Below are 22,010 nucleotides of genomic sequence, written 5' to 3'. Positions count from 1 at the left end.
CACTGACCAGGCCGGGCCCACCACCCGTCATCCGGTGGCCAGGGTGAACCTCTCCCAGGAACCGACCGTCGTACGGTTGGCGATCAGCGACCCCGCCCCGGCGTTCTCGGCGGCCACGATCTGGTTGTTCGCCAGAGCCCGCAGACCGACAGTCCCGTCCGAGTTGTTGATGATCTGGAACGTCTCCCACGGTCCGATCGTCGTGCGGTTCGCGATCAACGGATTCGCGCCCGCGTTGTCGGCGCAGACGTACAGGCCGTTGGCGCGCGAGCGGAGGGCGATGTTGCCGTTGCCGGCGTCCACCCGGTCGAACTGCTCGGTCGTGCCGACGCTGGCCTTGTTGGCGATCAGCGCGGTGGTGCCGACCGCCGACACGTACTGGTTGTTGACCTGCGCCCGCAGCGTGATCCCCCCGCTGGGGGTGGTGGTGCCGGTGGTGAAGGTGAACGCGTCGACGTCGAACAGGTTGCCCGAGCCGCCCTTGAAGACCAGGTAGAGCGTGGTCGTCGAGGCGGGCGGGCTGGTGATGGCGGTGGAGACGTCGACGAAGGTTTCCCAGCTACCGGTCACCGGGACGGTGGCGGTGCCCAGCAGGGTGCCGGTGGCGGACCCGGCACGGACCTCGATGGTGCCGCCGGCACCGGCCGAGGAGACCCGGGCGGTGAACCGGTTCGCGTTGGACAGGTTGTACGGCTGGTACGAGATCCAGTCGTTGTTCTCGATGAACCCGGCCGTGCGGCCACCCTCGGCGTTGGTGTGGTCGGTGGCCTGGACACCGGACTGCGCGGTGAAGTGCTCACCCTGCCGGTGCTTCGGTTGCAGCGTCTTGATGCTGTGCGTGGTGAGCCCACCATTGTCGGTGTAGGCGGCGTCGAAGACACCGTAGATGTTGGCCGCCGCGTCGTGCTCGCCGTCGGTCGGGACGGTGATCGTGCCGCTGCAGCCGTTCTTCGAGGTGATCTGGTGCGCGTGGCTGTCGTGGCCCAACGCGTAGGTCAGGCTCACCTTGGAGCAGTCGATCGTGCCGTCCTGCGGGTCGCTCACCGAGATCTGGTACGGCACCGTGTCACCGAAGGTGAACAGCTGCCCGTCCGTGGGAGAGGTGAGCGTCACCGTCGGAGCGGTGTTTCCCACGGTGACGACCAGGCTCGCCGTGCCGGACAGGCCGGTCGGGTCGGTGACCTTCAGGGTGGGGGAGTAGGTGCCGTTCGTGGTGTACGTCTTCGTCGGGTTGGCCGCCGTCGACGTGGTGCCGTCGCCGAACGTCCACAGGTAGCTCAGCGCGCCGCCCTCCGGGTCGGAGCTGCCGGCCGACGAGAAGTTGACGGTCAGCGGGTTCGACCCCGAGGTGGGGTTGGCCGAGGCGACCGCGATCGGGCTGCGGTTACCACCACCGATGTACTCGATCCGGAAGAGCGCCTGATTGTTCGAGCCGGTGCCGTAGTCCAGCACGTACAGGGCGCCGTCCGGGCCGAAGGCCATGTCCATGACCTGGGTGCCGGACCACGGGAAGCTGGAGATCTCCCCGCGCGAGCCGTCGGAGTTGACCTTGATCGGCTTGATCCACCGGCGGCCGTACTCGCCGGCGAAGAACTGGCCGTCCAGCGACTGCGGGAACTTGATGCTGGAGTTGAGCGAGGCGTTGTACCGGTACACCGGCCCGCCCATCGGGGACTCCGAGCCGCTGCCGAACTCCGACGGCGACCCGGAGTCACCGGCGTACTTGATCCAGGCCGGCTTCGCCGCGGGCAGCGTGCCGAGACCGGTGTTGCGGAACGAGTTGTTGGTCGGCCCACCCGTGCAGTTGTACTTGGACTGCGACGGCCCGGACGGGAAGGTGTATTCGTTGTACGTTTCGGTGCTGGTGTTGCTGCCGGTGCAGTACGGCCAGCCGAAGTTGCCCGGTGCCGCGATGCGGTTGAACTCGACCTGACCGGAGGGGCCACGGCTGGAGTTCGTGGACCCGGAGTCGGGGCCGTAGTCGCCGAGGTAGACCACGCCGGTGGCCTTGTCGACGCTCATCCGGAACGGGTTGCGCAGCCCCATCGCGTAGATCTCCGGACGGGTGTTGGCCGTGCCGGGGGCGAACAGGTTGCCCGACGGGATGGTGTACGTGCCGTCCGCCTGCGGTTTGATCCGCAGCAGCTTGCCCCGCAGGTCGTTGGTGTTGCCGGCCGAGCGCTGGGCGTCGAACTGCGGGTTGCGGTTGGTCCGTTCGTCGAGTGGCGCGTAGCCGGACGACTCGAACGGGTTGGTGTCGTCGCCGGTGGTCAGGTACAGGTTGCCGGCGGCGTCGAAGTCCAGGTCGCCGCCGACGTGGCAGCACTGCCCACGGTCGTTGGCGACCTGGAGCACGATCTTCTCGCTGCTCAGGTTGAGCGTGTCGTCGCTGTTGAGGGTGAACCGGGACAGCCGCAGGTGCCCCTTCCACCGGTCCCAGTCGGACTGCGAGCCGGTGGTCGGGGCGTCCCCGGACGGGGTGCTCAACGTGGGCGAGTAGTACAGGTAGATCCACCGGTTGGTGGCGAAGTTGGGGTCGACGGCGACGCCCTGCAACCCCTCCTCGTCGTGGGTGTAGACGGACAGGGTGCCGGAGGTCTTGGTGTTGCCGGCCACGTCGGTGACCCGCAGGACGCCGTTGCGGGCGGTGTGCAGCACCGAGCGGTTGGGCAGCACGGCCAGGGACATGGCCTCACCCAGCTCGGCGGAGCCGGTGGCGAGTTTGACCTGCTGATAGTCGGAGGCGGGGATGACCACCGCCTGAGCGGTGGACGGTGCGGCCACGGCCAGGGTCACGCTCGCGACGGTGGTGACCGCCGCGATGAGTGCCCGGGACCAGCGCCGGGGGTTCGAAAGCATGATCGTCCTTTCTCGACGACCAGGGCCGGGCGTGCGGGGGCGCACCACGGCCAGGTGGGGGTGGTGAAAGAGCGCGTCGAGGCGCGATCAGCTGGTGGTGACGAGGTCGAACTTCTCCCACTGCCCGATGGTGGTCCGGTTGGCGATCAGCGGGGAGGCACCCCCGTTGTCAGCGGCGACGTAACGGTTGTTCACCGTGGCCCGCAGGCTCACCGTGCCGTCGGAGTTGCGGACGAGCTGGAACGTCTCCCAGGCGCCGGCGCTGGCCCGGTTGGCGATCAGCGCGGAAGCCCCGGCGTTCTCCGCCGCGACGAACTGCCCGTTGCTCTTGGCGCGCAGCGCGACGTTGCCGTTGGCCAGGTTGACCAGGTCGAACCGCTCGCTGGTCCCGACGGAGGTCTTGTTGGCGATCAGCGCGGTGGTGGCGTTCGGCGCGCTCACGTACTGGTTGTTGGCGCGGGCCTTCAGGGTCGAGCCGGCGGGGGTGGGCGGCGGAGTCGTCGGCGGAGTCGTCGTGCGCGGCGAGCAGTCGGCGCTCACGGCACCCGCGGCGACCTGCAGGCCACCGAGCAGCATCCGGGTGAAGTTCGGGTCGGTGTACGACGCCTCGGTGTGCCCGAGGCCCGTGTACCACGCCCGTCCGCCACCGTAGGCCTTGCACCAGGTGATCGGGTGGTCGCCGCTCATGTTGCCGCCGCTGTACGACGACTCGTCGAGGCTGGCCAGGACCCGCGCGCTGGACCGGGGGTTGGTGCGGTAGTTGTACCACTCGTCGGAGCGGACCCAGGTGGTGCCGAGGTGCGCGGTGGACGGGTTGGTCCGGTCCTCGATCTTCACCGTCGCCGTCTGGATCGCCGGGTGCGAGTCGAACCACGCGCCGACCAGGTTGCCGTACCACGGCCAGCTGTACTCGGTGTCGGCGGCGGCGTGCACGCCGACGTACCCACCACCGGCGGCGATGTACGACTCGAATGCCGTCTGCTGGCTGGCGTTGAGGACGTCACCGGTCGTCGACATGAAGACCACCGCCTGGTACTGGGCCAGGTTGGAGGTGGTGAACTGGCCGGCGTCCTCGGTCGCGGTCACGGTGAAGCCGTTGGCCGAGCCGAGCTGCTGGATCGCGGCGATGCCGTTGGGGATGGCCGAGTGGCGGAAGCCGGCGGTCTTGCTGAACACCAGGACCTTGGTCAGCGGTGCCGCCGAAGCCTGCGTCGGAAGGGCGACCAGGCCGGCCAACAACACGGCCACGCCGGTGATGAGACCTAACAAACGGGAACGGGAACGGGAACGCATGCTCTTGCTCCTCTGCTGAGCGTCGACCCGGGCGCGCGCGTCGCTGGGCGTGCGGACTCGCCGGGGCCGGGTTGGCGGTGGTACGGAGCCGGGCCGCCGATGCTCGGCTGAGATGGTGTGGGGTGGCGCGGTGTTGCCGCGCCCGGTGGGATCGTCGGGTGTGGGGGTGCGCGACGCTGCGCCGTGCTCGGGTGTCCTTCCGGCGCTCCCCGCCCGCCGAGGGGGGAGCGGCACAGTCGAGACCGGCAGCGTCAGGAGACGGCTGGCGCGACGGCGACGACCATGCGCGATGGGACCGCCGACGACCTCGATCGACCAAAATGGATGATCGAGGCACATCGACTTGCATCGCTGAGGCAGTAAACCTCCGATGTCTGGGCTCCGTCAAGCCCGCGCTCGTCGGCTCCCACCACGTGAAGCGGGGGGCCGAGCGGCGCATTCCGCCGCCACCCCCGTCACGGCAGGTCGCGAGGCCCAGGCGCTACCGGCGGTGGCGGTCAGCGTCGCCGCCTACGCCCGGCCGGTCGGTACGGGACCGTGCGCGCCTCTCGTGGCCATCAGGATGAGATCGGCGATCGCCTCCGGGTGGGTGACCATGGCGAGGTGCGAGGAGTCGACCTCGATCGTCGTCGCGTCCATCCGCTCGGCCAGGAACCGTTCCAGCTCGGGCGCCGTGGTGCGGTCCTGGGACGAGATCGAGTAGTAGCAGGGCTTGTCACGCCACGCGGCGGTCGTCGTACGGCCCTTGAAGAGGTCGTCGGCGATCGGCCCCTGTGCCGCGTACAGGGTGCGTGCCCGGGCTTCGTCGACCCCACCCGCGAAGTCGTCGAGGAAGGCGCTCTCGCTCAGCTGCGCGTACCCGTCGTGGTGGACGAGACCGGCGTTCGCTGGCGGCGTCGGGTACTTCGCCGCGAGCGCGGTGTAGTCCTCGCCGGCGTCCGGCGCGCGGGCGGCGACGTACACCAGCGCGGTGACCAACGGATGGTTGCCGGCATCGCTGATGACCGTGCCCGCCCAGGAGTGCCCCACCAGCACCGTCGGCCCGTCCTGGCGGTCGAGGGCGCGGTTGGTGGCGGCGACGTCCTCAGCCAGGGTGGTCAGTGGGTTCTGCACGGCGGTGACGGTCAACCCGGCCCGTTGGAGGAGGGGGATGACGTCCGACCAGGAGGAGCCGTCGGCGTAGGCGCCGTGGACCAGTACGACATTACGGGCGGGCTCGTTCGGGGACACCCCACTCATCTGGACCTCCGCATGCGATGACGCGGTGCCACCGCTCAACCGCCGACGACAGTTCTCACTTGACACTCTTCCCTACGGCGGTTGGGTCGGTGGGCCGAATAGCGAGGGCCGGGACCGTCAACGTGCCGCGTTCGCTTCGAGGGTCTGCCAGTTCAGGCGGTCCCGGTACAGACGTCGGATGATGAGCCAGCCGACCGAGAACGGTATGGCCCCCATCGCCACGACGCCCAGAACGTCCGACCCGGTCACCTCGAAGACGGCCCCCACGTCACCGAAGAGCTGGGCGACCGTCTGGAAGGCGACGTGGAAGCCGATGCCCGCCCAGATGTCGCCGGTGGCGGCGCCGAAGGCACCCAGCAGGAGGGCGAAGACGAGGAAGAGCGCGAAGCCGAGGGCGGCGGGGACGAGCCAGCAGGCCATACCGAGCCACGCGCAGCGTAGCCAGCGGCATCAATGGCCGCCCGTCACCGACCGAGGACGAGGTAGGCGAGACCGAGGATGCCCCGGTAGCCGCCGACGTACTGGCGCAACCGGTCGTCGAGTTCCGTGCGGACGTCGGCCGCGCGGGGATCCTCCGGGTACGTCAGCAGCCACTCCTGGCGGCCCGCGAGCCAGGTGGATTCGAAGTCGTCCCACTCCCGTTGGTCGGCGGTGCTCAGGTGCAGCAGCCGCCAGCCCCGTTCCCGTGCGGCCTCGATCAGCCCGGGGAGGGTCACGACCTCCGGGCCGAAGATCTGCTCGACCTCCGACGTCGGGGGTCGGTCCCAGTACGCGTCACCGAACAGCAGCCTTCCCCCGGGCCGGACCACGCTGGCGAGCGCGTCGAGGGCGGCACCGGTGCCGCCGAAGGCGTGTGCCGAGCCGATGCAGAGGACCCGGTCGGCGGGCTCCTGCCACGCCGCGACGTCCCCCATGACGAAGGCGACGTGCCGATTCAGCGACCGACCCACGGCCAGCCGCCGCCCCCGGGCGAGGGCGGCATCGTCGGTGTCGACGCCGACGCCCCTCGTCGCGACCGGGCCGGACACGCCTCCGGCGGCGACCGCCCGCAGCAGCAGCTCACCCCAACCGCAACCCAGATCGAGTACGCGCGCGCCGGGGCGGACGTCGAGTCGTTGCAGCAGCAACGCCGCGTGCTCCTGCGACAGGGGGGTGTTCCAGCGCATCCGCGCGTAGCGGCTGGCGGCGAGGTGGTCGGTTGGCATCCGTTGAGGGTGCCAAACCGTGATCGTCGGCAGGTGTCGGGTCCGGCACCCGGGCGTACGGCAGGATCAGTGCGGTGGACGCGCAGAGGTCGGGGCCCTTCCGGCGGCCGACCCCGCAGGAGGTTGCGGCGGCGGCCGGTCGGGGCTTGGCGGATGTCATCGGCCCTGACCTGCGGGTGCTGTTCTGTGGTTTCAACCCGGGTCTCTACTCCGCCGCCGTAGGGCTGCCCTTCGCCCGTAAGGGCAGCCGGTTCTGGCCGGCCCTGCACGGTGGCGGCTTCACCGACCGGGAGCTGCGCCCGTGGGAACACGACGAGTTGCTGCGCCACGGCCTGGGCATCACCAGCCTGAGCAACCGGGCCACCGCCCGCGCCGACGAGTTGACGTCGGCGGAGCTGGTGGCCGGGGTCACGGGGTTGGCGGTGAAGGCCGAGCGGTACCGGCCGCGGTGGGTCGCGATCCTCGGGGTGACCGCGTACCGGATCGCCTTTGTCCGGCCGAAGGCCGGGCTAGGTCCGCAGCCGGGTCGGCTGGGCCCGGCCCGGGTGTGGGTGCTGCCCAACCCCAGCGGCCTGAACGCGCACTTCCCCCTGCCGGCGTTGACCGCCGAGTTCGCCAGGCTGCGGCGGGAACTCGACCCCGGGTAGCCGTACCTGATGGATCCGTTGTCGCACTGGTGACGACTCACCGTGACGTGGCGGCCAGCGCGACACGGAGGTCGGCGAGCGTCGCGACCGCCCAGCGGCCGACAGCGTCGGGATACTCCGACTCCGGTCGCTTTGTGACGTCCTGGGCCGTGACCGACCACGACACCGGCCAGCGCTTGTCGATGTGCGAACGATCAGCTGGCGGCGCCGACCGGGTGACCTTCCGCGAGCCGGCCGCGAAGCGGCCCATCTCGCGGCGCAGGTGCGCGATCGGAGGCGCGCCGGGACCGGTCATCTCGTCGACCGCTGCGTGCAGGCGGTCGAGCGTCTCGCGCGTGAGCCGGGACGGATGCTGAAGCTGGTACGTGGCCACGGCGAAGAAGTGCGCACGCATCCCCGCCTCCGGTTCGAGAGCGGGTAGCACGCGGGTCTCGATCTCGAGCAGCTCGAGCAGCCGCGTCCAGCAGTCGCCGGTCGCCGGCAACGCCCCTCCGCACTCAGGGCAACGCGCGTGCACGGGCGCCCCTCCTCGCGGTGACCTGCTGCCCCTCACTGCCGGCCCTCGTCCACCAGCTGCCCGGCGAGCCCCTGGTAGTAGGGCTTCATGGCGGGGTGGTACTCGTCGAACTCGGGCCGGGGTGAGCCGTCCCGGGAGGCAACCAGCATGTCCAGGTAGTACTCCCAACCGGCGCCCACCTCGGCGACGCCCTCCAGGTCGGTCAGGTGCTGGACGAACCGCAGCTCGGTGCTCCCGTCGGTCTCGGTCAGCGACATTTCCAGCAACCAGGTGCCGTAGCTGTCGATCATCGACACGGCGAGGCGCTGCTGGGGCTCGCACGCGTCGATGTGGACCTCACACCAGGGCTGCTGCTCCTCGTGCGCCATCTGGACCCGGATGGTCCGTCCGGGCGCGGCGTCGCCTTCCCAGGGGCCGAACCAGCGAGCCGTTCGCTCCGACTCGGTCAGGCTCGCCCAGACGTCCGCGGCCGGGGCGCGGAACGTCCGGGTGAGGACGAGGTCGTGGCCGGTGGCGGTGCGAAACAGGCGTCCAGCGGGTGTACGAGTCATGCCGTGTGCTCCCTTCGGTGCTCCACCGGGCCGCTGCTGCGGCGCTCTCGGCGGGTTCGATAGACCTCGGTCTCCAGTGCGTCGAGGTGCCGCTCCCACCGGTCGGGGGTGACCAGCCCGGCGAGCCAGTCGACAAGCGGGGCGAGCGGGCCGGGGTCGAGGCGGTAGATCCTCCTGCGGCCGACCAACTCGTCGCGGACCAGGCCGCTCTCGCGCAGCACGCGTAGGTGGCGGCTGATCGCCGGCCGGCTGATCGCAAACCGCCGGGCGATGGCGCCGGCGGCAAGTGGTTCGTCGCGCAGCAGGGTGAGGATCTGCCGTCGTACCGGGTCCGCGATCGCGGTGGCCACCTCGTCCACTTCGGAAGCGTAACCTATGAGTTACGGGTTTGGCGTCCTGCTGCGTCGATGGTGGGCACATGATCAGCTGGCCTGGCAGTCTGTACGGCATGGCCGCCCTGCTTCGTTCCCGCGTGACCGACTGGACCGTCGCCGTACCCGTGCTCGCTGTCCTGGTGCTGATCGTGACCTGGGGGCGGAACCTGCCCGGGCCGATCATCGTGGTGGTCGCGGTCCTGCTGGGTGGTGCGGTGCTCGCCGCCGTGCACCACGCGGAGGTGGTCGCCCACCGGGTGGGGGAGCCGTACGGGTCACTGGTGCTCGCCGTCGCGGTCACCGTGATCGAGGTCGCCCTCATCGTCACGTTGATGATCAGCGGGCCGGAGAAGACCCAGTCGCTCGCCCGCGACACCGTCTTCGCCGCTGTCATGATCACCTGTAACGGGATACTCGGCCTGTCCCTGCTGCTCGGGGCGCTACGCCGCCGCGTCGCCGTGTTCAACCCGGAGGGCACCGGCGGGGCGCTGGCCACCGTGATCACCCTGGCCACCCTGAGTCTGGTCATTCCGACCTTCACCACGGCCCGGCCCGGCCCGGAGTTTAGCCCGGCCCAGCTCACCTTCGCCGCCGTCGTGTCGCTGGCGCTGTACGGGCTGTTCGTGCTCGTGCAGACCGGCCGGCACCGCGACTACTTCCTGCCGGTCGACAGTCAGGGCCGGGTGATCGACGCCGAGGAGCACGCCAAACCGCCGACGACCCGTGCGGCGTTGGTCAGCCTGGGCCTGCTGCTGGTGGCGCTCGTCGCCGTGGTCGGCGACGCCAAGACCGTCTCACCGACCATCGAGGCCGGGGTGGCCGCGGCGAACCTGCCGCACGCGTTCGTCGGCGTGATCATCGCGCTGCTGGTGCTGCTGCCGGAGACCCTGGCCGCCGCCCGTGCCGCCCGCCGCGACCGGGTGCAGATCAGCCTGAACCTCGCCCTCGGCTCCGCAATGGCCAGCATCGGCCTGACCATCCCGGCCATCGCGATCGCCTCAATCTGGCTGGACGGCCCACTGCTGCTCGGCCTCGGCGGCACCCAGCTCGCACTGCTCGCGCTGACCGCGGTGACCTCGGTGCTGACCGTCGTGCCGGGCCGGGCCAACGTGTTGCAGAGTGGCGTACACCTGGTGTTGCTGGCCGCCTTCGTCTTCCTGGCCGCCAGCCCCTGACCCCGCCGTCACCAACTCCCGCCTTGTCGACACGCCGTCCGACGTGGTCGCGTTGATCGCGCGACGTCGCGGGGAGTCGGCGTTCGATGCTGCCGTCGCCGCGTCGGAGGCCGGGCCGGACCTGAGTAACGACGAAGTGTTCAACGCGTGGCATCAGCGCGTCGCGCCGATGGGGTACGCAGCGTGGGGGCCGGCGGAGCAGGCGCACGCGATGGTCGGCCGGTGGGGTCTGGCGGCTGTCAAGGCCTACTTCAGTGTCGAACCTCCGGGCGACCTTGCCGCTCGGATCGGTGCGCTTGCCGCACCCGTGTTGGTCATAGCGGGGGCAGATGACTGCCTGACCGGACTCGCGCCGGTAAAGGCGCTGGCGACGCGGTTTCCTGCCGGCCGTGTCGAGGTGATCGCTCGGTGTGGGCATTACCCGTGGCTGGAACAACCGGGCGTGTTCCGGCAAGCAATCGACGCGTTCCTGGACGAGTCGGAGTCGGCGGAGAAAGAACGGCGCCCCAACTCCTGAACCGGCACGCCTCCCGCACGCTCATGCCGTAATCAGCGCGCCGAGGTGTCGTAGCCGCGGACTAGGCAGCCGCGGCTGGGGCGTAATCGGGCTCGCGACCCTCGCTCGCAGCCGTGGCGTTGTTGCGGTCCGCTCTGGAACGCCGGATCACCAGCGCCAGCCCGGCGAGGACGGTCGCGGCTGCGGCCAGCTCCGTCGGGCCGGCGGGCTCGTCGAGCAGCAGCCACGCCGCGCTGAGCCCGAAGACCGGCACCAGGAGGCTGAACGGCGCCACCCTCGCGATTGAGTACTGGGCGATCAGCCGGTTCCAGATCCCGAAGCCGACGAGGGTCGACACGTACGCGACGTACGCCACGGCGAGCAGCCCGCGCCACGACAGGCCGGTGATCGCATCCAGCACCGCCTGTCCGCCGTCGACCACGCCGGCCAGGCCGAGCAGCGGCAACGGCGGCACCAGGCTCGACCAGACCAGCAGCGAGAGCGGTCGCGTCTCGCCGCTGGCCCGCATGACCAGGTTTGCCAGGGCCCAGCTGGCCGCCGCGAAGAGCGTCAGCACGAAGCCGATCACGGAGGCGTGGCCGCCGCTGCCGATCGTCAGCAAGCCGATCCCGACCGATCCGACCAGCACGCCGGCCACCTGCGCCCGCGTCGGCCGCTCGCCCAGCACCGCCGCCGCCAGCAGCACCGACATCAGCGCCTGCGCCTGCAGCACCAGCGAGGCCATACCGGCCGACATGCCAGCCGCGAGCGCCGTGAACAGCGCGCCGAACTTCAGGACGCCGAGCACCAGCCCGTAGGCGACCACGTAGCGAAGCCGGGCGCTGGGGCGCGGCACCAGGAAGACCAGCGGCACCGCCGCCGCGACGAAGCGCAGCGCAGTCAGCACGAGCGGCGGCAGGTCACGCAGGCCCAGCTCGATGACGACGAAGTTGACGCCCCAGATGGCGGCGACGAGCACGGCGAGAAGTCGGTGCGATGCTTTCATGCCGGCTACGTTGCCCGAGACAACGCTTAAGGACCAGTTCAACGTTCTTCATTGCTGATGTAGCGTGGCTACATGAATCTTGACGTACGCCGGCTCCGCGTGCTGCACGAGGTCGCGCTGCGCGGCAGCGTCACCGCCGCCGCCGCGGCGCTGCACGTGACTCCGTCGGCGGTCTCCCAGCAGCTCGTTCAGCTGTCCCGAGAGGCCGGGCACGAGCTGGTCGAGCGGGCCGGGCGCGGAATCGTCCTCACCCCGGCCGGCCAGGTGCTGGCCAGCCACGCGAGGGACGTGCTGGGCGCGGTGGAGCAGGCGGTGGCCGGGCTCGCCGCGCTCCGCCACGGGGTCAGCGGCACGGTGCGGGTCGGCGCCTTCGCGTCCGCGGCCGGCGCGCTGTTGGCACCCGCCGCCGCCCGCGTGCGGGCGAAGCACCCGGAGCTGGACGTGCGGGTAATCGAGGCCGAAGACCAGCAGAGCCGCCTCGACCTGCGCTCCGGCACCCTCGATGTGGTGGTGCTGCAGGAGTACGACCACGTGCCCGCGCCGCTGGTCGACGACCTGAACCGGCATCCGGTCACCACCGACCCGATGCACCTGATCACTCCGGTCGGGTGGCGCCGTCGCACCGGCCGGCTGAGCGAGCTGCGCGACGTGCCATGGATTGCCAGCGCCGAGCACACGCCGTGCCTGCGGTCCACATTGCACGCGTGCCGGCTCGCCGGCTTCGAGCCGGACATCCGGCACCGTGCCGTCGACTTCGCGCTCACGCTGGACCTCGTCGCGGCCGGGCTGGGCGCCGCGCTGGTGCCGGAGCTGGCGCTGCGCCACGTGCCACCGGGGGTGCACGTGGAGCCACTGGTCGAGCCGGTCACCGAGCGACGCATCTTCGCGGTCACCCGCGCCCTCGGCGGCACGCCGCAACGGCCCGCGGTGGACGCCCTCCTGGCGGAGCTGAGCGGGCCGGCCGGCGTCCCCCGTGGACAGCTTCCGCCGATCATCGCCTCACGTACGTGCTTCGACCCCCGATCTGCGACGCCGGTGACAGTGCCGGGTGGCAGCACAGAAACAGCAGGATGAGCGTGTCGTCGGCATCCGGCGGTGCGCGATCGGCCGGCGGTGCGCGCCACTGCTCCGGCAGCGCCCACCGGGCCACCGTGTCCTCCCGCCGCATCCGGGCCTGCTCGCGGCGCAGCAGGTCGGTCAGCCGGCGAGACGCGACGGTGATCAGCCAGCCCTGCGGATTTTCCGGTACGCCGTCGCGCGGCCAATGGTCCGCCGCGGCGATCAGCGCCTCCTGCACCGCGTTCTCGACGGTGTCGAAGTGCCCGTAGCGGCGTACCAGCGCGTCGAGAACCTGCGGTGCCAGTTCGCGCAGCAGGTCCTCGACGGGCAGGTGAGGCACCGGTCGGCCGGCCAGGTCCTCGACGCCGTCCAACACCGGCCGCACGCCGCCAGCCGCTCCGGCAGGTCCTTGCCATGCTAGTTGACTGGTGTTCTACTTGACCGAATCAATCGGTGCCGGAGCGGAAAGGAGGACCATCAGGTGATCAACTTTCATGTCGACCGGTCCAGCAGCGTCCCCGCATACGCGCAGCTGGTCAGGCAGGTACGCGAGGGGCTGCGGATGGGGACGCTGCAGCCCGGGGATCAGCTTCCCACCGTGCGCAGCGTGGTGACCACGTGCACGGTCAACCCGACCACGGTGCTGAAGGCCTACCGGGAGCTGGAGCTGTCCGGCCTGGTGGAGGCGCGGCAGGGGGCGGGCACCTTCGTCAGCGGAACGCTCGGCCACGCGGATCCTCATGTCATGGCCCGTTTGCGCAGCGGCCTGGCCCGCTGGCTCGGCCAGGCCCGCGGCGCGGGTCTGGAGGACGAGGACGTCCAGGCGCTACTCGCCTCGGTGATCATGGAGAAGTCGGTGCACAGGGCGCAGGCCGGCAACGGCCAGCCGCAGGGGGAACCGGCGCCGGGCGCAGCGTTCCCGCAGAAGAATGGCGCAGCATGAGCGGCCCGACCTTCGCCGTCGAAGCACGGGACGTGAGCAAGCGTTACGGCAACGTGTGGGCGCTGCGCGAGTGCAGCTTCCAACTGCCCGCCAACCGCATCATCTCGCTGGTCGGCGCCAACGGCGCGGGCAAGTCGACGCTGATGAGCATCATCGCCGGTACGTTGGCGGCCACCTGCGGCTCGCTGCTGGTGCACGGCCGACCGGTGGTGAAGGGCAGGTCCACCGACGCGGGCGGCTCCGCCGGGAGCCGGGTCGCGATCCTGGCCCAGGACAAGCCGCTGTACCGGGACTTCAGCGTGTCGGACATGCTCCGCTTCGGACGGTCGATGAACCGGGTGTGGGACCAGCGGCGGGCGCTGTCGTGGCTTCAGCGCTTCGACATTCCGCTGGACCGTCGCTGCGGCAAGCTGTCCGGCGGGCAGCGGGCGCAGGTCGCGCTGGCGGTCGCCCTGGGCTCCCGTCCGGCGGTGCTGCTGTTGGACGAGCCCCTCGCCAACCTGGACCCGGTGGCCCGCACCGAGGTGACCGGCGAACTCATGGCGGAGGCCGCCGAGAGCGACATGACGATCATGCTGTCGACCCACATCATCGCCGAGCTCAGTGGCGTCGGTGACCATCTGCTGCTGCTCGACGCGGGCCGGCCCGTGCTCACCGGCGATGTCGAGGATCTGCTCGACAGCCACGTGCGGCTGACCGGGCCCCGCGCGGACCAGCCACCGGGCCCGGGCGCGATCGTCCAGGCGCAGCACACCGACCGTCAGTCCACGTTCGTCCTCCGGCAGCCGGCGTCACCGGCGGCGCACGGCGTCGTCGCTCCCGGCTGGACTGCCCAGCGCGTCAGCCTGGACGAGCTGATCCTGACCTACCTGAAGGCGTCGTCCACGGTGCACCGTGATCTGGAGACAGCAGCATGAGCCCGGTCACCCACGTGCCCGCCCCCAGCAAGCGCGAGGACGACCTCGGGTCCGCCGGGGGCATCCGCGGTCTGCTGTGGCTGACCTGGCGTCAGCACCGCTGGGCCCTGATCGGCACGCTCGTCTTGGCCGCGGTCCTGTTGGGCTGGATGACCTACCTGTCGATGGAACTGACGGACCTGTGGCACCAGTGCCACGAGACGTTCTGCCCGGACAACTCCCCGCAGGGCGTGCGGCTCAGAGGGACAGCGCCCCTGGTCATCACCTTCAGTGCCCTGTCCACGCTGGCGCAGTACATGCCGCTGTTGATCGGCGTGTTCATCGGCGTTCCGGTGCTGTCCAGGGAACACGAGCAGCGGACCCTGCTGCTGGCCTGGAGTCAGGACGTCTCCCCGCAGCGCTGGTTGTGGACCAAGCTGGGCATGCTCGGCCTGTTCGTGGCGGCGGTGACCGCAGCCGTCGCCGGGGTCAGCGACCACCTGCAGCGGACGATGACCCTGGTCAGTCCGGGAAGCCTGTTCGGATACCTGCCGTTTCTGAACACCGGGATGCTGCCGGCGGTCATCAGCATCGCCTGGTTCGCGATCGGCGTCGCACTCGGCGCCGCGATCAGACGCACGCTCCCCGCCGTGTTCGGCGTGATCGTGGGCTTCATCGGCCTGAACTACCTCGTCCAGTGGCGCTACCCCACCCTCATGGAGCCGCTGTCCGCGCACCGGCAGTTGGGCAGGCCGGACGGCCTGCCGGGCAACAACAACCTGGTCGTCAGGGGCGGCATGATCGACTTCGGTATCGAGGGTCCGTCCGGCGCGTTCGACGCCTCCGGGCGCCAGCTCAGCGGCGTCGAACTGCAACGCCTCTGCCCGCCCGACAACGATGGCGGCAAGATGCTCTCCTGCTTCGCCGACAACCAACTCGTGCAGCACCTGCAGTACCAGCCGGGCAGCCGGATCCCCGAATTCCACCTGATCGTCGCGACCGGCTACCTGGGCCTGACCGCGGTGGCCCTCGCTGCCGTCTGGATAATCGTCCGCCGCACCAATCTCAGCGTGGGCTGACCCTCAGCCACCGAAGTGGCGCACCCCTCGGCGATGATCGCGCCGTGCCGCAGGACGATATCGATGCGGAAACCCGAACGGAGATGGTCGGCCGGTACGCCGGCCGACCATCTTGACGACGACGCGCTGTCCGATCAAGTAGCCGCGATGCGCGCTCATGGCGGAGTTGAGCGCGCTACCCCGTCGGCCCGGCCGCCTCGCTCGCCGCGATGGCTCGCCCCGCCTGGCCCCCGCTAGCGACCGGCACGGCCGAGACGCGAGGGTGACGGCCGTAGGCCACGGCAGGCGACCGGAGTCCCCATGTGCGGAGTTGACGGGCATTGTCGATGAGCATTCGACATGCTGTGCTCTACTGCCGGTGTGAAGCGGCGGGCGGGTCTGATTCTGGGCGTGGCGATCCTCCTCGCCGGAATTGCCGGCGTGGTTGGCTGGCGCTGGTGGCACAACCGGCCGCCGTATGGGCCTGACGTGCTGAGCGCCCAAGCGACGCTTCAGCTCGTTGACCAGGCGACAGCAGACGCCGCGCTCAAACCGGTCAACGCGGAGGTAGCCCGTGACGGCGACCAGATCTTCCTCGGGCGCGTCACCTGGACTCGACCGCCAAACCCGCAGAGGGACAGTTCCTTTCGGATCGTTCTGTTGGACAAGCGCACTGGTCTCATGCCTGGCTTCATCGCGGTGACCTCGGCCCTGCCCGACGACGTCGGTACAGGGTTGGACGGATCTCTCGACATCGCGCAGAAGCGTTACCCGTGGCTGCGAGGCGTCGGCACGCGGGAGATCAATGGGTCGTTCTGGAGTTCGGGCAGTGCCATCTTCGTGTCGTCGGCAGACGCATCACCGGTGACGTTTCAGACCGTGCTCCACGCGGCGCGGCCGGGAACACCGCCTGAGCAAATGGTGGCTACGGCACCCGCGGCAGTGGAAGACCTGCTGATTGCCCTGATCGGCGTGGGTCCCGACGGCCAGGTCTATTGGGCGCAACGGCTTCTGCACTGATGAACGCCCGGGCAGCGTCGGACATCGGGCACGGTGAACGCATCTGGCTCCCCTCTGTGTCAAGACAACGCTTGGGAGTGTTATCTCTAGTCAGGGATCGTCGGACAGTTTGTCCGCGACGGGCCGTCTGAGTTGCTTCATCCTTTGTCGTGGACACCGCAGTCGCGCTGTGTTCATCACGGCAGGAGAAGCTGGGTACGCCAAGGTCGCCGCGGTGGCAAAGGTGAGCCGGGCCTGGCTATACAGCCAGCCTGACGTCCGAGCAGCAGTGGAACGGCTGCGCGATATCAACAACCGATCCACAAGCGTCGCCGTCCCCACCCGCCAGCGCACGAGCGAAGCCAGCTTGGTTCGCCGCCTTGAGGCTGCGCACCGCCGCAACCGGGAACTCACCCGGCAGGTCACCGAGCTCCGAGAACTGCTTGCCGCAGCGCATGGGGCACTACGCGATAGCCGTACCGGACGCACCACCCATACATGATGAGCAGCGGTTTCACTCACGCGCACAGCGCTGCGTCGGCTCGGGATTGCGGATGAGGCGTTCAGGCTGGGTCGAGCGAACTGAACTGGATGCCGGCGAGTCGCCATCCGTCGGGTAGTTCGATCCATACCTGACTCAGTCGGACTGTCAGTGTCATCACTTCACCTCGCCAGGTCGCCCGGCTGCGCTGGACGCAGCGCACGATCGCGGCGCGGTCGTAGCGGCGCACGTCGATTTCGGTTGTCGTCAGGGACAGGTAGGCGAAGTCAGCGTGTCGGTCGATCCACTGTCGTTTGTCCAGCAGGTAGCCCCGCTCGCCGATGGACACGAAGTCATCCGCCAGCAGGGCGTTCAAACGGTCAGTGTCGGCATGCAATTCGGCGTCGTCGAATGCTTGCCGGAGTTGGCGGATGTCAGCTGTCACGTGAGGGTCCTGTCGCGTGGGTCGTCGACGGTCAGATTGCCGAGAAGCGCCGAATGGCAGTGTGATTCACATGGTGACGACGAGCTTGCCGGTCGTATGCCGGCGGACGAAGTCGACGCATGCCTGAGCGCCCTGGTCGAGGGTGTAGCGGCGGCCGATCGTGGCCGGTAGTTTTCCGCGGATTGCCAGTTCACCGACTTCCCGCATCCCGCCTAACGCGCCGTCCATGTCCAGCACGAAATGCAGACCGACGTCGTCGCGGCCGATCCACTCCTGCTGCGGTACCGGGTAGGTGATCGTGAGGAGCCGTCCGCCTGGGCGGATGGCGTCAGCCACTCCGGCGAGGTGGTCACTCGGCAGGGTCAGGTTGAAGGCGACGTCGACGTCGGAGGGGTACCCGGATTCCGCGTACCCGGTGGTCTCATCGGCGCCGAGAGCTCGCAGAATGGCGGCGTCAGTGGCGGTCGCCGTGGCGATCACCCGCGCCTTCGCGGCGGCCAGCAGCGGGATCACGGCGGTTCCGACGCCGCCGGTAGCGCCGACGACCAGGACGGTTTCGCCGGGCTGCACTCTGGCGGTGGCCATAAGTGCCCGTGCGGTCAGGCCGACGGTGGGCAGCGCGGCCGCCTGCTCGATGTCGAGGCCGACCGGGCGATGCGCCAGGAACGGGGTATCGGCCTCGAAGACCGCGTACTCGGCCAGCGAGCCGGTGCTCAGCGACGGCCGGGTCGCACCGGCCATCGCCCGCAGCGCCCGCGGCACAGCCTGACCGAAGATCTCGTCGCCCACCTGATAGGGCGTCACGCCAGCGCCAACCTCGCTGACCGTGCCGGCGAAGTCGTTGCCGGGTACGTGTGGAAACCCCAGCGGCACGACGTCGCGGAAGTCCCCGCTGGGCAGCCGGACGTCCGCCGGGTTGATCGAGGCGGCGGCGATCCGGACCTGGATCTGCCCCGGCCCAGGCTGGGGCACCGGCACGTCCCCCACGGTGTATTGCTCGGGCGGCCCGTAGCCGGTCACGACAACTGCCTTCATGCGTTCCTCCATAAACGGACCGGGCGGTCATGTTATCGGTCGCGAAGCTAGCAATAAACGGACCGCGCGGTCAACTTGCTAGGGTGGCAACGTGACCTCGACCCGCCCGTTGCGTGCCGACGCCGCCCGCAACCGACGGCTGCTACTGGCAGCCGCCGCCGATGAGTTCGCGGAGCGTGGCCTTGACGTCTCGGTAGCCGACATCGCCCGCCGGGCCGGTCTCGGCAAGGGCACCCTGTTCCGTCACTTCGCCACGAAGGATGACCTGCTCGCCGCGATCGTCCTCGATCGGATTGACGCGCTCAACGCCGTCGGCGAACAGTTGCTCGACGCGGCGGACCCGGGCGCCGCGCTGCTGGAGTTCCTCACCATCGCCGCAGACCAACAACGGCAACGCGACCTGTCGTTCCTGCAGGAAGCCGGCGAACTGAACGCGAACGTCACCAGGGCCCGCGAGCAGATGTTCCACTCCGTGCACAAGCTTGTCGACCGGGCTCGTGAACACGGCGCCGTGCGGGCCGACGTCACCGGCGCCGACGTCATCCTGCTGATGTGTGCGCCCAACTACGTCACCAGCTACGTGTCGGACGCCTCGCCCGACCTGTGGCAGCGATACCTTGCCATCATCTTCGACGGCCTACGCCCAGAAGGCGCCCACCCGCTGCCCCACCCGCCACCGCCCACTCTTTGACGCCGTCAAACAGGGTCTGACCGCAAATGCCTGCAAACGTCTCCGGGGACTGTTCTCGGCTGGGCCTTCGGCTGCACCCGATCGACAACGTCATGGACATGGCCATAACACAACATCGCTGCACGACAAATCCAGCTGATCGGCTGGCTCAAGATAAACGGTGGAGTTCTAAGCTGGGTCTTGGCGGGTCCGGGAAGTGACTTCTCCGAAGAGCTGGCTTGGGGACAGCGCGTCGCTACATTCGCCGTACTCGATCCGGTCGGTCCGGACCGGCCACCGCCACGCATCGGCATTGACTGGTACCTGCATCGGCTCTTCTTCGGACAGCATCGGCAACCACCTCCGTACGGCAAGGAGCGGGGCGCCCCGCTCCTTGCCCGGAGTCGGGACGCCCCATCGATCGGCAGCGGCTCGCACCGACTCGCTGTCCACCACGGGCCACGCCTTGCCCCTCGCAATCTAGTGCCAGTAGTGCAAGCAAGGCAACCAGTGCCAGGCGTGTCAACAGTGCCGGTCCGGGTAGGCGGCACCATGGCGCCCGTGCCCATCCCGCACTCTGCGCGAGAGATCACAGACGACCTGGCCCGCCGCATCGGTACCGGGGAGTTTTCGCGCGGGTCGCGTTTGCCGACCTACGATGCGCTGGCCGAGGAGTACGGGTCGGCCAGGCGGACGGTCGCCCGAGCAGTCGACACACTCAAGGCGCGCGGTTTGGTCGTAGGCGTGCCCGGCTCTGGTGTCTACGTAGCGGAGTAGCTCCGACCAGCGGTAACCCATGTGCGGCCACTGCTCTGGCAGCGCCCACCGGCTGCGTCTCCGGGTGTGGGGCCGTCGGTGACCACGGGCATCGAAGGCGGCAACTCCACGATCAACGGGCGGGTGGTGGGTGGTGGGGTCGGGTTAGGTTGGCGGGCATGACGGTCGTCTGGGTCGTGGTCGGAGTTTTCGCGGTGGTGGCTGGTGCCGCGTACGGGGTTGTGGTTTGGCGAGGGCGGGGGCCAGGGGTGGGGGAGGTTGGGGGCGACGACCGCACGGCTGGTCGGGATGCCCGCGGCCGGCAGCAGCGCTACGAAACCGAGCGACACGGCGACCAAGGCGACACCTGGCAGCGCGGCCGCGACTCCAGCGGCTGACGGGTCACTGACCGTAGGAGTGGCGGAGCCGGTCATTGATCAGGTAGTTCAGCCGGTGCCGCAGGTACCCGAGCGTGCTCTCACCCGGCACCTCCCCGTCCGTGGTGAGCGTCCACCGCAGCGCGCACTCCGGGCCGGGCGGGTGGGCGGCCAGGTCGAAACGGATCCGGTCCAGCGGCCGGTGCGGCCACAGCGACGACCAGATCAGCAGGACGAGCGTGCAGCCCACCACGACCCTCCTCACCGGACAGCTTCACCCGCCCCGGGTCATTCTGGCCGTAGGGCACCAGTGCCGTGAACCATCCGGCGCCGGCGCACGTGGAACTGGTGCGCGGCGGTCGTATCGTCGGGGGAGTGCGCAGCGCAGCACCGACGCCAGGGGAGGGCACAGTGGGGGCACGGTCGGGACGCAACGCCCGAGGCCCGTTGGCGGGCCTCCTGATCGCCGCACTGCTGTCGCTCGCCTGCGGCGGCGGTCGGGTGGCCGGGCCGGAGGGCGAACGCCCGGCACCGGAGGTGTCGCAGGCATCTCCGGGGGCGGACACCACCCGGGCCGACAGCACCACAAGCGTCGCCGAGTTCGAGCAGGACGTCGCCGACGCGCAGGCGATCGCCGAGCGGTACTGGGCGGCCCAGTTCAAGGCGTCCGGGCAGCGGTTCCAACCGATCCGGCGGATCACCCCGTACCAGCGGGCGGGCGAGGTGTCCTGTGGCGGCCAGCCGCTGCCCCGCAACAACGCGGTCTACTGCTCGCAGGGCGACTTCATCGCGTACGACGTCGCGTGGTCAGTGGGGGCGTTCCGCCAGGTCGGCGACGCGTTCGTGTTCTACCTGCTCGGCCACGAGTACGCCCATGGCATCCAGGTGCGGCTCGGCATCAACTACAGCTTCACCATCCAGCAGGAGTTGCAGGCCGACTGCATGGCCGGGGCGTACCTCGGCGACTCGGTGCGTTCCGGTGCCCTGACCCTCGCCGAAGGCGACCTGGACGAGTTCCGCGAGGGGGTGGCGGCGGTCGGCGACGACCCGGACCAGCCGTGGTTCGCGGAGGGCTCGCACGGCACCGCCGAGCAGCGTACCGACTCGTTCTTCCGCGGCTACGAGCGTTCACTGGAGGCCTGCGACCTGGGTTGAGCGGGTTGCCCGGATCACGTCGGTGCCCATCGCGGTCACCGGCGGTGCCTGGGCCTGGCAGGATCGCCGGTGTCGCCACGACCCTGGAGGATCCGCTGAGCAGCCATCACCCCGCCGCCGTGCTCTTCGACATGGACGGCACGCTCGTCGACAGCGAGAAGCTGTGGGATGTCGCGCTGCAGGAACTCGCGCGGGAGTACGGCGGGGAGCTTTCCGCCGACGCCCGTCGGTCGATCATCGGCACCAGCATGGCCGAGTCGATGCGAATCCTGCACGACGACCTGGGGCAGCCCGAACGGGATCCGGAGATCAGCGCGGCGTGGATCAACGCCCGGATCCTGGAGCTGTTCCGCTCCGGTCTGCGCTGGCGGCCGGGCGCGTTCGCCCTGCTGCGTGCGGTCCGTGCCGCGGCGATCCCCAGCGCGCTGGTCACCTCCAGCCCTCGGGCGCTGGTCGAGATCGCCCTGGACACCCTGGGCCGGGACAACTTCGACACGGTGGTCTGCGGCGACGAGGTGGTGGCCGCGAAGCCACACCCCGAGCCCTACCTGACGGCGGCCCGGCTGCTGGGCGTGCCGATCGAGCGTTGCGTGGCGATCGAGGACTCACCGACCGGGGTGGCCAGCGCGCTCGCGTCCGGCGCGGCGGTGCTGGCCGTACCGGCGGAGGTGCCACTTCCGAGCACTGTCGGCGTACACCAGTTGGAGAGCCTGACCGGCGTGGACCTGGAGTTGCTCTCGGCCCTGCTGGCCGACCGGGCCGCAGCCTAGCCGG

General features: G+C 69.9%; 26 protein-coding genes. 13 read left to right on the top strand and 13 right to left on the bottom strand.

The window, feature by feature from the left end; all coding sequences use genetic code 11:
- Positions 1–27: 27 nt before the first annotated feature.
- The 5 genes from ACLQ28_RS31830 to ACLQ28_RS31810 form a co-directional block, all read right to left on the bottom strand.
- Positions 28–2,859: a PQQ-dependent sugar dehydrogenase gene (locus ACLQ28_RS31830; RefSeq protein ID WP_425689955.1), complete on the bottom strand. Its 2,832-nt coding sequence runs from the start codon at positions 2,857–2,859 to the stop codon at positions 28–30.
- An 87-nt stretch (positions 2,860–2,946) separates the two neighbouring features.
- The gene (locus ACLQ28_RS31825; protein WP_425689954.1) at positions 2,947–4,152 is read right to left on the bottom strand and encodes a ThuA domain-containing protein; all 1,206 of its coding nucleotides are present in this window, start codon (positions 4,150–4,152) and stop codon (positions 2,947–2,949) included.
- A gap of 510 nt (positions 4,153–4,662) precedes the next feature.
- Positions 4,663–5,391 carry an alpha/beta fold hydrolase gene (locus ACLQ28_RS31820; RefSeq protein ID WP_425689953.1) on the bottom strand — a complete coding sequence of 243 codons (729 nt, stop codon included), beginning with the start codon at positions 5,389–5,391 and terminating at the stop codon, positions 4,663–4,665.
- Positions 5,392–5,508: 117 nt separating this feature from the next.
- On the bottom strand, positions 5,509–5,811 hold the full coding sequence (locus ACLQ28_RS31815; protein WP_425689952.1) for a hypothetical protein: 303 nt from the start codon (positions 5,809–5,811) through the stop codon (positions 5,509–5,511).
- A 44-nt stretch (positions 5,812–5,855) separates the two neighbouring features.
- Positions 5,856–6,596, bottom strand: coding sequence for an SAM-dependent methyltransferase (locus ACLQ28_RS31810; protein WP_425689951.1), 741 nt, complete (start codon positions 6,594–6,596; stop codon positions 5,856–5,858).
- Positions 6,597–6,670: 74 nt separating this feature from the next.
- Between ACLQ28_RS31810 and mug the strand changes: the two genes are divergently transcribed.
- Positions 6,671–7,243 (top strand): G/U mismatch-specific DNA glycosylase, encoded by a 573-nt coding sequence (mug, locus tag ACLQ28_RS31805; protein ID WP_425689950.1) that lies wholly within the window; start codon positions 6,671–6,673, stop codon positions 7,241–7,243.
- 37 nt (positions 7,244–7,280) lie between these two features.
- On the opposite strand, the gene ACLQ28_RS31800 is transcribed toward mug, so the two are convergent.
- From ACLQ28_RS31800 to ACLQ28_RS31790, 3 genes are read right to left on the bottom strand one after another with little or no spacing between them, the layout of a single operon-like run.
- The gene (locus tag ACLQ28_RS31800) at positions 7,281–7,760 is read right to left on the bottom strand and encodes a DUF5946 family protein (RefSeq protein WP_425689949.1); all 480 of its coding nucleotides are present in this window, start codon (positions 7,758–7,760) and stop codon (positions 7,281–7,283) included.
- A gap of 32 nt (positions 7,761–7,792) precedes the next feature.
- Complete coding sequence (locus ACLQ28_RS31795; RefSeq protein WP_425689948.1) at positions 7,793–8,311, bottom strand: SRPBCC family protein; 519 nt, start codon at positions 8,309–8,311, stop codon at positions 7,793–7,795.
- On the bottom strand, positions 8,308–8,670 hold the full coding sequence (locus ACLQ28_RS31790) for a metalloregulator ArsR/SmtB family transcription factor (protein WP_425689947.1): 363 nt from the start codon (positions 8,668–8,670) through the stop codon (positions 8,308–8,310). The genes ACLQ28_RS31795 and ACLQ28_RS31790 overlap by 4 nt, the downstream gene beginning before the upstream one ends.
- Positions 8,671–8,759: 89 nt before the next feature.
- Between ACLQ28_RS31790 and ACLQ28_RS31785 the strand changes: the two genes are divergently transcribed.
- Complete coding sequence (locus tag ACLQ28_RS31785; protein WP_425689974.1) at positions 8,760–9,860, top strand: calcium:proton antiporter; 1,101 nt, start codon at positions 8,760–8,762, stop codon at positions 9,858–9,860.
- Positions 9,861–9,903: 43 nt separating this feature from the next.
- A complete protein-coding gene (locus tag ACLQ28_RS31780) occupies positions 9,904–10,377 on the top strand; it encodes an alpha/beta fold hydrolase (RefSeq protein ID WP_425689946.1) in 474 nt (157 codons plus the stop codon).
- A gap of 61 nt (positions 10,378–10,438) precedes the next feature.
- Here the strand turns inward: ACLQ28_RS31780 and ACLQ28_RS31775 are convergent, their stop codons facing one another.
- Positions 10,439–11,362 carry an EamA family transporter gene (locus tag ACLQ28_RS31775; RefSeq protein ID WP_425689945.1) on the bottom strand — a complete coding sequence of 308 codons (924 nt, stop codon included), beginning with the start codon at positions 11,360–11,362 and terminating at the stop codon, positions 10,439–10,441.
- A 72-nt stretch (positions 11,363–11,434) separates the two neighbouring features.
- On the opposite strand from ACLQ28_RS31775, the gene ACLQ28_RS31770 reads away from it, so the two are divergent.
- A complete protein-coding gene (locus ACLQ28_RS31770) occupies positions 11,435–12,436 on the top strand; it encodes a LysR family transcriptional regulator (RefSeq protein ID WP_425689944.1) in 1,002 nt (333 codons plus the stop codon).
- Here the strand turns inward: ACLQ28_RS31770 and ACLQ28_RS31765 are convergent.
- Positions 12,354–12,806: a sigma factor gene (locus tag ACLQ28_RS31765; protein ID WP_425689943.1), complete on the bottom strand. Its 453-nt coding sequence runs from the start codon at positions 12,804–12,806 to the stop codon at positions 12,354–12,356. The two genes, ACLQ28_RS31770 and ACLQ28_RS31765, sit on opposite strands and share 83 nt — an antisense overlap.
- A 96-nt stretch (positions 12,807–12,902) precedes the next feature.
- On the opposite strand from ACLQ28_RS31765, the gene ACLQ28_RS31760 reads away from it, so the two are divergent.
- The 4 genes from ACLQ28_RS31760 (at position 12,903) to ACLQ28_RS31745 (ending at position 16,338) form a co-directional block, all read left to right on the top strand.
- Positions 12,903–13,364, top strand: a complete 462-nt coding sequence (locus ACLQ28_RS31760; RefSeq protein ID WP_425689942.1) for a GntR family transcriptional regulator — start codon at positions 12,903–12,905, stop codon at positions 13,362–13,364.
- Positions 13,361–14,281: an ABC transporter ATP-binding protein gene (locus tag ACLQ28_RS31755; RefSeq protein WP_425689941.1), complete on the top strand. Its 921-nt coding sequence runs from the start codon at positions 13,361–13,363 to the stop codon at positions 14,279–14,281. Before ACLQ28_RS31760 ends, ACLQ28_RS31755 begins: the two co-directional genes overlap by 4 nt.
- Positions 14,278–15,339, top strand: coding sequence for an ABC transporter permease (locus ACLQ28_RS31750; RefSeq protein ID WP_425689940.1), 1,062 nt, complete (start codon positions 14,278–14,280; stop codon positions 15,337–15,339). Before ACLQ28_RS31755 ends, ACLQ28_RS31750 begins: the two co-directional genes overlap by 4 nt.
- Positions 15,340–15,729: 390 nt before the next feature.
- Entirely contained in the window at positions 15,730–16,338 is a 609-nt protein-coding gene (locus ACLQ28_RS31745; RefSeq protein ID WP_425689939.1) for a hypothetical protein, read from the top strand.
- Positions 16,339–16,880: 542 nt separating this feature from the next.
- Here the strand turns inward: ACLQ28_RS31745 and ACLQ28_RS31740 are convergent.
- Together ACLQ28_RS31740 and ACLQ28_RS31735 are read right to left on the bottom strand one after the other, a co-directional pair.
- Entirely contained in the window at positions 16,881–17,243 is a 363-nt protein-coding gene (locus tag ACLQ28_RS31740) for a DUF4440 domain-containing protein (RefSeq protein ID WP_425689938.1), read from the bottom strand.
- Positions 17,244–17,309: 66 nt separating this feature from the next.
- On the bottom strand, positions 17,310–18,278 hold the full coding sequence (locus tag ACLQ28_RS31735; protein ID WP_425689937.1) for an NADP-dependent oxidoreductase: 969 nt from the start codon (positions 18,276–18,278) through the stop codon (positions 17,310–17,312).
- Positions 18,279–18,369: 91 nt separating this feature from the next.
- Here ACLQ28_RS31735 and ACLQ28_RS31730 point away from each other — a divergent pair, with 91 nt between their 5' ends.
- The 3 genes from ACLQ28_RS31730 (at position 18,370) to ACLQ28_RS31720 (ending at position 20,102) form a co-directional block, all read left to right on the top strand.
- Positions 18,370–18,969, top strand: a complete 600-nt coding sequence (locus ACLQ28_RS31730; RefSeq protein ID WP_425689936.1) for a TetR/AcrR family transcriptional regulator — start codon at positions 18,370–18,372, stop codon at positions 18,967–18,969.
- 531 nt (positions 18,970–19,500) lie between these two features.
- Positions 19,501–19,725, top strand: a complete 225-nt coding sequence (locus ACLQ28_RS31725; RefSeq protein ID WP_425689973.1) for a winged helix-turn-helix domain-containing protein — start codon at positions 19,501–19,503, stop codon at positions 19,723–19,725.
- A 158-nt stretch (positions 19,726–19,883) separates the two neighbouring features.
- Positions 19,884–20,102, top strand: a complete 219-nt coding sequence (locus ACLQ28_RS31720; protein WP_425689935.1) for a hypothetical protein — start codon at positions 19,884–19,886, stop codon at positions 20,100–20,102.
- 4 nt (positions 20,103–20,106) lie between these two features.
- Here the strand turns inward: ACLQ28_RS31720 and ACLQ28_RS31715 are convergent, their stop codons facing one another.
- Positions 20,107–20,346: a hypothetical protein gene (locus ACLQ28_RS31715; RefSeq protein ID WP_425689934.1), complete on the bottom strand. Its 240-nt coding sequence runs from the start codon at positions 20,344–20,346 to the stop codon at positions 20,107–20,109.
- A gap of 146 nt (positions 20,347–20,492) precedes the next feature.
- On the opposite strand from ACLQ28_RS31715, the gene ACLQ28_RS31710 reads away from it, so the two are divergent.
- Together ACLQ28_RS31710 and ACLQ28_RS31705 are read left to right on the top strand one after the other, a co-directional pair.
- Positions 20,493–21,236: a neutral zinc metallopeptidase gene (locus ACLQ28_RS31710; protein ID WP_425689972.1), complete on the top strand. Its 744-nt coding sequence runs from the start codon at positions 20,493–20,495 to the stop codon at positions 21,234–21,236.
- Between the two features lie 119 nt (positions 21,237–21,355).
- On the top strand, positions 21,356–22,006 hold the full coding sequence (locus ACLQ28_RS31705) for an HAD family hydrolase (protein ID WP_425689971.1): 651 nt from the start codon (positions 21,356–21,358) through the stop codon (positions 22,004–22,006).
- The last annotated feature ends 4 nt before the right edge of the window (positions 22,007–22,010 follow it).

It is taken from the genome of Micromonospora sp. DT201 (genome assembly GCF_049841575.1).
Taxonomy (GTDB): Bacteria; Actinomycetota; Actinomycetes; order Mycobacteriales; family Micromonosporaceae; genus Micromonospora.
This window is presented reverse-complemented; position numbering and strand designations above follow the sequence as displayed.